The sequence below is a fragment of the Methylibium sp. Root1272 genome (genome assembly GCF_001425905.1).
Lineage (GTDB): Bacteria > Pseudomonadota > Gammaproteobacteria > Burkholderiales > Burkholderiaceae_C > Methylibium.
Window position 1 is genome coordinate 1 of sequence record NZ_LMDY01000009.1, and the last position, 8167, is coordinate 8167.

The window sequence follows — 8167 nt, forward strand, 5'->3', positions numbered from 1 at the left end:
TGGTCAACATGATCACCGCGCAACGCGTCTACCAGGCCAATGCGCAGACCGTGAAGACGCAGGAGAGCACCGTATCGAACGGGCGATGCCAGTCGATCAGCTTGGCCTGCTCGGCCCAGAATCCCGCCGGGTCTTCGATCGAGCGGCGGTAGAAGGTGGCGTAGTCGGTCATGCTCAGCGGTGCTGGTAGACGGTGGTCTCGAACTCGACGAAGCCCGGATACGACGCGGCGTCCATCAGCGGCAGGATCTGCGTGGCCCAGTAGCCGCCGATGCCGGCCTTGCGGTCCACCCAGAAGAAGCTGTTGGCCAGGCCGGCCCACATCAGCGAGCCGGCCGTGCGGCCGGTCGGCGCGCGTTCCCGGTTGGTCATGAAGCTGTAGGCCCAGCCCTTGTCGGTGCCGGGCAGGAACTCGCCGGTGTTGGCCAGCGAGGGGATCGACGTGGTCCACCCGCCCGCCGACAGGCCCAGGGCCTTCAGACCGTCCTGCGCCAGCGCGTCCACCGTCTCCGGCCTCAGCACCCGGCCGAACGGCCCGCTGCCGTCGTTGAGCAGCATGCGGATGAACTTCATGTACTCGCCCACCGTGGCGTACAGCCCCTGCCCGCCCATGTCCATCGGCGGCGGGTCGGGCAGCTTCAGGTCGGGCAGCGGCGCGAGCGTGCCGTCCGGCGCGCGGGCGTGGATGACGGCGCGGCGCGGCTGCATGTCATCCGACATCCCGAAGCCGATCTCGTCCATGCCCAGCGGGTCGAACAGGCGCTCGCGCATCACGTGGCCCAGCCGGTCGCCGCGCAGCTTCTCGACGATGCGACCCAGCCAGTCGATGTTGACGCCATAGGTCCAGGCCTCGCCGGGGTCGTGCAGCAGCACGGTGCGGATGGACTCGAAGCTGCACGACACCACGGTCGGGATGCCGCGCGCGGCCCGGAACTTCAGGTCGTCGGCGCTGAAGAACTCGTAGCACAGGCCCGAGGTGTGCAGCATCAGGTCGCGCACCGTGATCCGGCGCTTGGGCGCACGCACCCGCGGCTGCCCGGCCGCATCGAAGCCGTCGAGCACCTGCAACTCGTCGATCTCCGGCGCGTAGAGGCCGGCCTCGTCGTCGAGGCCGAGCAGCCCCTCCTCCACCAGCTGCATCACGAGCGTGCCGGTCATCGGCTTGGTGGTGGAGAAGATCGCGAACACGCTGTCGGGCGACATCGGCGCGTCGTGGCCCAGCTGCCGCACGCCGGCCGCGCCCCGGTAGAAGTTCGACTTGCGGTCGGTGGCCATGGCCACCACGCCGGGCACGCCGCCCGGTTGCAGCACGGTGCGATCCAGCAGCGCGTCGAGCGTGAGCCGGAGCTTGTCGTTGTTCATGGCCGGTCCCTCTCGTGCTCAGCGCATCGCGAAGCCGGGGTAGCCCATGGCCGCCTGGTCGTCGCACTGCCGGTGGTAATTGCCCACGCCACCGGCGTAGGACAGCAGCCGCCGCGGCTTGCCTTCGACGTTGGAGCCCATGTACCAGGAGTCGGTCTTCACCAGCAGCGTGCGGTTGGCCACCTCGTCGTGGTGCCGCACCCAGGATTCCTCGAACTCCTGGGTGGGCTCGATCACCCGCTTGCCGGTGCCTCGTGCGTAGGCGATGCAGTCGGTCACCCACTCCACCTGCGCCTGCAGACAGGTGGGCATGTTGCACAGCGCCGCGGTGGGCGCCAGCGGCGAGGCGGTGCTGAACAGGTTGGGGTAGCCGTGGATCTGCATGCCCATGGCGGTGCGGATCTCCTTGCTCCACTCCTGCTTCAGCGAGCGACCGTTGCGCCCGCGGATGTCCATGCGGGTCAGCGCGCCGGAACCGGCGTCGAAGCCGACCGCGAGGATGATCACGTCGACCTCGTGGACCTTGCCGTCCGAGGTCTGGATGCCCTCGGGCACGATGCGCTCGATCGGCGTGGCCCGGCAGTTCACGCCCTCCACGTTGTCGCGCAGGTAGACCTCGAGGTAGCCGCTCTCCAGCGGCACGCGGTGCGTGCCGAAGCCGTAGTCGGTGGGGATCAGCAGCTCGCACAGCGCGGGGTCATTGCCCAGCCGCTGGCGCATCCTGGCGCGCACGAACTCCGACACCTCGTGGCTCACCGCCTCGTCGAAGAACATCTCCGGGAAGGACGCGAGCCACATCGACAGCGAGCCATCTTCCCACAGGCCCTGCAGTACGGCCTCGCGCTCGGCCGGCGTCTTGTCGGCCCAGGGCCCGGCGTCGAAGTCGTAGTCGAAGCCGGCGAAGGTGCCACGCACGCGCGCCTTCAGCTGGTGGAAGCGGGCGGCGAAGTCGGCCCACTCCTTCTCGCCGTACTTGGGGTTTCGCATCGGGATCATGTACTGCGGCGTGCGCACGAAGACCTTCAGCTCGGCCACCTCAGGGGCGATGGACTGGATGACCTGGATGCCGGTGGCGCCCACGCCCACCACCGCCACGCGCTTGCCCTTCAGGTCGACCCCCTGCTTGGGCCACAGCGCTGTGTGGTGGATCTCCCCCTTGAAGCTGGCCTGGCCGTGGAAGCGGTTGGCCAGCGGCGCCGACAGCATGCCCATGCAGCACACCAGGTACTGCGCGTCGATGCGCTCGCCTTGCTGGGTGACGAGTTTCCAGCGGCCGGTGGCGTCGTCGTAGTGGGCCGAGTCGATGCGGGTGTCGAAGCGGATGTCCTTGCGCAGGTCAAGCCGGTCGGCCACCCAGTTGAGCCAGCCTTCGGTCTCGGGCTGCGCGGGAAAGCGCTCGCTCGGCTTCCAGGACTTGTAGAGGTCCTCGGAGAACCAGTACTGGTAGATCTCGGCCTGCGAGTCGAAGCGGGCGCCGGGGTAGCGGTTCCAGTACCAGGTGCCGCCCACACCGGAGCCGGTTTCGTAGGCGCGCACGTTCAGCCCGAGCTCGCGCAGCTTGTGCAACTGGTACAGGCCGGCGACACCGGCGCCGATGACGATGGCATCGAGTCGCGTGACGGGGGCGTTGGGGTTCGAGGAAGCTGCCATGGGGTCTCCGGAGGTTGTCTGCGGCGCGGGGCCAGATCACGATTCGCCAGGGCAGATCGCAATTCACGGACCACGGAGCTCACCCGGCTTTTTGAGGGTTCACCCTCGATCCGCAGCGCCGTCGCGGGCCGTGAGCGGACGCTGCGCCCCCCGGGCGCGCCCGCCTTCGGACAGCGTGTCCGACAAATCGGACACGGCGAATGCCGGCAGCGCGCTAGAGGGCGCTCATTCAGGAGCGCCGGGCAAGGCCCCGAGCTGCTGCATCAGGCCCATCGTGTCCATGAGGATCCGCGTGGACTGGACCTTCGATCCCTCGAACTGGTCGATCACCATTCCCCACACGCTGACGGCGCGGTGGGTCGGCGGCAGGCCCAGGAAATCACCTCGGTGGGTGCCTTGCCAGACGAACCGTGTCATTACACGGTTGTCTTCCGCCATCTGCTCCTGGACGCTCCAGCGCATGTCGGGGAAGGCGGTTCGCAGAGCGACCACCGTGTCCTCCAGGCCCGCGAGACCCGGCCCCTGGCCCGGAAACGGCACCTCTTCCACCATGTCGTGATGAAAGTACTGGCCCGCGGCGGAAACATCGCCGGCAGAGAGCACGCGGTCCAGGAACTCTGCGATGCGGGCCTTGTTCTGTTCTGACACGACGGTTCCCTTCCGAGGATGGATGAGCGGGTTGCCCGACGACCAGCATACGGCGTGGCACGACGCCGGCACCCGAGGCGGCACGCCGTCAGCGGTACCTGGCGGCCGTGATGAACTGACCGAAGGCCTCGCACCACACGATGACCGTGTTGAACCGGGACGGATCCACGCCCTGCGGCACGGGCACCAGGAAGTTCTCGAACGTCTTGACGTCGCCGACCCGCAGCATCTGCGGCTTCAGACGCTGGAAGTCGGCTTCGGTCTCCACGAACTCCGGCGACAGATAGAGCTTGTAGTCGGGCCCCGGCGCCAGCCTGCCCAGCAGGCTGATGCTCCGGGGGCCGACGAACACCATGCCCTCGCCCCAGTGCAGCGCGTCGCTGTCCTTCAGCTCACGACGGAACTGCGCCGTCCACTGCGCGGGCCCCATCAGCGCTTCGATGTCCTTCGGCGCCAGCGCACTGGGCGCCACCAGGATGGGCAGCGCGTAGATGCCCAGCGCGAACCCGATGGCCAGCGCCAGGAGATGGGAACCGACGAGCACGGCGCGTTTCATCATGGCGATTCAGTCGTGGTCAGGGGACCGGGGCTTACAGGGACCGACGCACAACGATTGAATAGGACACCACCGCCGGGCGTGCCGAGCGCGGACTCAGGCCGTCCCTTGGATCGGCAGCAGGTGATCGAGCTTGGCGTCGCCATAGACATGAACCACCTCTGCGATGACGACTCGATAGCCTGCAAGCCACTTGCTCTGTGATGCCTTGGCTTCAAGGTGACTGGGATGCTGGACCAGGCGCTGCAAGGCTTCGAGCGATTCCCAGTAATAGACATTCGAGACCAGGCCCGTCGCCGGGTTCTCCCAGCTCTCCTCGCCGAGATACCCGGGGAGGGCCCGAGCCAGTTCGGCGATCTTGTTGTCGAGGACATGGAACTCTTCATCGAAGAGCTTCTTGGCGAAGACGAAGGTTGCTGTGTACATGGTGCTTCAAGCGGCAGCTTTTGCGAGCCCGCGAAAGGAAGTGCAAAGCCCCGTCAACTCACCGTCGGAGGGACAAATCCATACTCATTCTGTACGCCGACATCGATCTCGCCAAGAACGTCTCTGCGGCCCATGGGTGGATGAGCACGGACGGCCGGCGCTGGTTCGCCCAAGCTTGCCACGCCGGCAAGCTGCGGGATCCGACCCACCGAAACCTTACGCAGCCCCGAAGAAATATGGTGGTAATGATTTCGGTGCGGCCACGACAGAACCCTGTGGCCGCGGTGGGCGCTGCCACACAACACGGAACCACTCACCAAGGAACATTCATCATGAACAAGCTGACCACTCTTGCCTTCGTTGCGCTGTCATTCATGGGCACGGCCCAGGCGATGACCACGATGGACCACGCTGGCATGGGCACCGCCCTCTCGCGTGCCGATGTCGTTGCCGAGTACCTGCGCGCTCGCGCCGCCGGCGAACTGGACCACGAAGGGTTCCCTGCGGCAACCGCTGCCAAGCACACGGCGTCGACGCTGACGCGCGCCGAAGTGACGGCAGAGTACCTGCGCGCTCGCGCCGCCGGCGAGATCAGCATCGGGTTCGAGCGCGCACTCCCGGTGAAGGCGCCGGTCTCGACGAAGACCCGCGCTGAAGTGCAGATGGAGTACGAGCGTGCGCGCAAGGCCGGCGAACTCGACACGAGCTTTGGTCGCGGCTGATCGGCGAATCGCGCCCTGCTTTCGAAGCAACGTCGGCACGCTGCATAGCCGGCCATCGATGCGCCCGGCGGGCGGGCGGTCGCGCAAACGACCACGGCGTCGGGCAGGTACCCGACGCCGTGCAATGGATGAGTGGGATCGGCGCGCGCACCCTGCGCGCCGCAGCCACCTACGTTTGACATGAGCTGACGTAACCTGGCTTGCCGGGGCACGTCAGTTCGATGGAAGGGTTGGGCGTCACTTTGCGGCGCCTCTGCGCTCTAGCGTGTGAGAAAACAACTCACCCAAAGTAAGGCTGTCTTTCCACAATGCTTCTAGCTTGAAGCTGTGCTGGCGCTCAAGGTCGAGAGCGAGTGCTTCCAGTTCCATCGCGTCGGCTTGCAGGCGGCTTGGGTACTGCGCTCTGTAGATCTTCAATATCTCGTCTGTAGGCGCGAGCTTGAGTTTCTCGTGATCGTCGAACGCGAATGCCGCGAAAAATAGCGAAAGAAACGAGCGGATTTCTTGCTTCGTTGCTGAAGGGAATGCCTGGCGCCAGACACGACCTTGACACGAACGCGCTCGATATGCCTTTGGGAGACTACCCCCGAACGTAATGCCCCACACAAAGATTATTGCGATGCAGAGCATCAGGAGAATCGTTGACGTGCTCATGCTCTTAGTGACGCCCAACATTGGCGCTAAGCGGCGCGCTGAACGCGGCAAAGCCGCCGTGGGTGCGTCCGCTTGAACAGCGAGTTAGGCGGTAGCTTCAATGTGCTTGCCTCTGAAGTGAGAAAGAAACCGTGAAGTCTGGGTTGACCACAACTTCTCCTGTTGAGCGGAGACGGTACTCCCCCAGCTCGGCTCTGGCCAGCGAGCGCGTGTCGGGCGGCAAGTTGTACCGTTCACCGCGACGGCGGCCTTCCAAAATGAGCGCGATCCCTTGCGCCGGGTGTGCGGATTGAACGCGGCCGAAGAACTGCTGTTGCTCGATGAGAGAGCCATCTGCGGCGAGATATGTGATGCCCACCAGTAGAACGGCACCAGGTAGTGCCTCGGCAAGCGTTGGATCCCAGACCGGCCGAATGGGAGTTTCGTCGCGCAACTAGCCTCCTAACGCTGGAGATGAGCGGAGGCTGCAGGCAAGCTCAGCGTGCCGGAAGCCTTCCGCTCGATTGACTGGTTAGCCACCACTCGGAAACAGCGCCGAGGCATTTCCATCGAATTTGAAGTCTGTGACGACCCAGCCCTTCGGCGCTTGATAGAAGACGAAGAGCCACCGCATCGGCGCCTTTTCGTGCTTCACCAAGAACGTGTAGCGGATGACGCTCTTTCCCGCCGACTCTTCCCGCACAAACTCATAACCATTAGCAGGGCCGAAGCGCTGCAGCATGGCACCGATCTGGCTACCAAACTGAGCTTCAAACACCTCAAACTCTGCGGGCGGTATCACAGTAAGTGGCCGCAACTCCTTCCATGCCCCAGCAGCATTGCCAGCAGCAACGCTAGCAACTACGGCTTCCGCGGCCTTTCGAGTTTCCTCGACAGTTCGCAGATGCTTGGTCTGCGCGATGGAAGTCAGCGGCAGCAACTGCAACGCGAAGGCGGCGAACACGACAGGCAAGGTTTTCTGCATGGGATGGTCGGCTACGAGGATGCGTGATTCTGGTGACTAACGTTTGACTTAAACGGCGCCGTCAGGCGTCCGCTTGAAGAAGGGGTTAGCAACTGTCTTCAAAGTCAAGTTTGTTCCGAAGGTTTGAGATGCCGAGTCGCGGCCCAGATGGCCTGATCACGCAGCATGGCATTCAGGATGGTGAGCAGCTTGCGCATGCAAGCGACGATGGCTACCTTCTTGGGCTTGCCTGCTTGAACCAGGCGCTCGTAGAACGCCCGAATGACATCGTTGTGCCGCATCGCCACGATGGCGGCCATGTAGACCACCGACCGGACCTCGGATCGTCCTCCCCAGGTTCGGCGCTTGCCGCTGCGTCCGCCAGAGTCATCGGCCAACGGCGCGACGCCCACCAGCTTGGCAATCTGCCGGCGCCCCAGTCGACCAAGCTCTGGAAGTGCCGCCGTCAACGTCAGGATCGTCACTGGCCCCACGCCCTTGACGGTGTCCAGCAACTGCCGCTGCGTCTTGAAGTGCTGATCCATGTGATCGTCGATGTGCGCATCGATCGCCGCGATCTGCTTGTCCAGCAGCTTGAGCACACTGCCGATGCTCCTGGCCGCTCGAGGGCCTGCGTGCTCGAGTCGGTTGTGCTCGGCCACTCGCATGTCCACCAGCTGGCGCCTGCGCGTCATGAGCTCGGCGAGAGCCTGCCGAGCCTGGTCCAGCATGGGAGTGACGAACTTGTGCCGATCGGCATGGTGCGACAGCACGTCCGCAAAGTCTCTGAGAACCCGCGCATCGACCTGGTCGGTCTTGGCCAGCACGCCCATTGACTTGGCGAAGTCCCGGGCCTGTCGCGGATTGACCCGTGCCACGCAAACACCCGCGCTCTGCAGCGCGCAGACCAAGCAGCGCTCGTAGCCGCCGGTGGCCTCGAGCACCACGAGATCTACCTGCTCGGCCTGAAGTATCGCGGTCAGCTCGTTCCATCCATTGGCGTCGTTCGCCACGCGTTGCTGCGTGGTCCCAACGCAGACATCGAGATGCAGCTTGCTCACATCGATGCCAGCATTGAGCCTCACTTCGCCGTTCGCTACCCCACCTTGCTGATGCATGTTCATGATCGACAACTGTTCGGGCTACACGGTTGAATGGAACGGGCCGATGCGTTGACCTTGGGCTAACCCGCGAGCTGCTTGCTCA

Annotated in this window: 10 protein-coding genes and 2 pseudogenes; 2 read left to right on the forward strand and 10 right to left on the reverse strand. The window is 64.8% G+C overall.

Annotation, left to right across the window (positions count from 1 at the left end):
- Positions 1–86: pseudogene (locus ASC67_RS21255) on the forward strand (flagellar basal body rod C-terminal domain-containing protein); the annotation flags it as partial.
- Here ASC67_RS21255 and ASC67_RS20165 read toward each other — a convergent pair.
- The 6 genes and pseudogenes from ASC67_RS20165 to ASC67_RS05745 form a co-directional block, all read right to left on the reverse strand.
- Positions 68–172, reverse strand: a pseudogene (locus ASC67_RS20165) (acetyl-coenzyme A synthetase N-terminal domain-containing protein); the annotation flags it as partial. The pseudogenes ASC67_RS21255 and ASC67_RS20165 overlap by 19 nt on opposite strands.
- A gap of 2 nt (positions 173–174) precedes the next feature.
- Positions 175–1362 carry a serine hydrolase gene (locus ASC67_RS05725; RefSeq protein WP_056316328.1) on the reverse strand — a complete coding sequence of 396 codons (1188 nt, stop codon included), beginning with the start codon at positions 1360–1362 and terminating at the stop codon, positions 175–177.
- Positions 1363–1380: 18 nt separating this feature from the next.
- Positions 1381–3012: an NAD(P)/FAD-dependent oxidoreductase gene (locus ASC67_RS05730; protein WP_056316333.1), complete on the reverse strand. Its 1632-nt coding sequence runs from the start codon at positions 3010–3012 to the stop codon at positions 1381–1383.
- Between the two features lie 225 nt (positions 3013–3237).
- Positions 3238–3660, reverse strand: coding sequence for an ester cyclase (locus ASC67_RS05735; protein ID WP_056316336.1), 423 nt, complete (start codon positions 3658–3660; stop codon positions 3238–3240).
- Between the two features lie 88 nt (positions 3661–3748).
- Positions 3749–4219, reverse strand: a complete 471-nt coding sequence (locus ASC67_RS05740) for a DM13 domain-containing protein (RefSeq protein WP_310731968.1) — start codon at positions 4217–4219, stop codon at positions 3749–3751.
- Between the two features lie 93 nt (positions 4220–4312).
- Positions 4313–4642 (reverse strand): antibiotic biosynthesis monooxygenase, encoded by a 330-nt coding sequence (locus ASC67_RS05745; protein ID WP_056316339.1) that lies wholly within the window; start codon positions 4640–4642, stop codon positions 4313–4315.
- A gap of 332 nt (positions 4643–4974) precedes the next feature.
- On the opposite strand from ASC67_RS05745, the gene ASC67_RS05750 reads away from it, so the two are divergent.
- A complete protein-coding gene (locus tag ASC67_RS05750; RefSeq protein ID WP_051495850.1) occupies positions 4975–5364 on the forward strand; it encodes a hypothetical protein in 390 nt (129 codons plus the stop codon).
- Between the two features lie 237 nt (positions 5365–5601).
- Here the strand turns inward: ASC67_RS05750 and ASC67_RS05755 are convergent, their stop codons facing one another.
- The 4 genes from ASC67_RS05755 to ASC67_RS05765 all read right to left on the reverse strand — a co-directional run bounded on the left by ASC67_RS05755 (position 5602) and on the right by ASC67_RS05765 (position 8079).
- Complete coding sequence (locus ASC67_RS05755) at positions 5602–6018, reverse strand: hypothetical protein (RefSeq protein ID WP_156466677.1); 417 nt, start codon at positions 6016–6018, stop codon at positions 5602–5604.
- A 97-nt stretch (positions 6019–6115) separates the two neighbouring features.
- Positions 6116–6451 carry a hypothetical protein gene (locus ASC67_RS20495; protein WP_156466678.1) on the reverse strand — a complete coding sequence of 112 codons (336 nt, stop codon included), beginning with the start codon at positions 6449–6451 and terminating at the stop codon, positions 6116–6118.
- Between the two features lie 78 nt (positions 6452–6529).
- Positions 6530–6982: a hypothetical protein gene (locus tag ASC67_RS05760; protein WP_056316346.1), complete on the reverse strand. Its 453-nt coding sequence runs from the start codon at positions 6980–6982 to the stop codon at positions 6530–6532.
- A gap of 104 nt (positions 6983–7086) precedes the next feature.
- Positions 7087–8079, reverse strand: a complete 993-nt coding sequence (locus ASC67_RS05765; RefSeq protein WP_056316352.1) for an IS110 family transposase — start codon at positions 8077–8079, stop codon at positions 7087–7089.
- Between the last annotated feature and the right edge of the window lie 88 nt (positions 8080–8167).

What these genes read in the sequence shown, in the direction of transcription:
- ASC67_RS05725 (WP_056316328.1), bottom strand. Translation starts at nt 1,362, where the DNA reads ATGAACAACGACAAGCTCCGGCTCACGCTCGACGCGCTGCTGGATCGC.
- ASC67_RS05730 (WP_056316333.1), bottom strand. Translation starts at nt 3,012, where the DNA reads ATGGCAGCTTCCTCGAACCCCAACGCCCCCGTCACGCGACTCGATGCC.
- ASC67_RS05740 (WP_310731968.1), bottom strand. Translation starts at nt 4,219, where the DNA reads ATGATGAAACGCGCCGTGCTCGTCGGTTCCCATCTCCTGGCGCTGGCC.
- ASC67_RS05745 (WP_056316339.1), bottom strand. Translation starts at nt 4,642, where the DNA reads ATGTACACAGCAACCTTCGTCTTCGCCAAGAAGCTCTTCGATGAAGAG.
- ASC67_RS05750 (WP_051495850.1), top strand. Translation starts at nt 4,975, where the DNA reads ATGAACAAGCTGACCACTCTTGCCTTCGTTGCGCTGTCATTCATGGGC.
- ASC67_RS05755 (WP_156466677.1), bottom strand. Translation starts at nt 6,018, where the DNA reads ATGAGCACGTCAACGATTCTCCTGATGCTCTGCATCGCAATAATCTTT.
- ASC67_RS05760 (WP_056316346.1), bottom strand. Translation starts at nt 6,982, where the DNA reads ATGCAGAAAACCTTGCCTGTCGTGTTCGCCGCCTTCGCGTTGCAGTTG.
- ASC67_RS05765 (WP_056316352.1), bottom strand. Translation starts at nt 8,079, where the DNA reads ATGCATCAGCAAGGTGGGGTAGCGAACGGCGAAGTGAGGCTCAATGCT.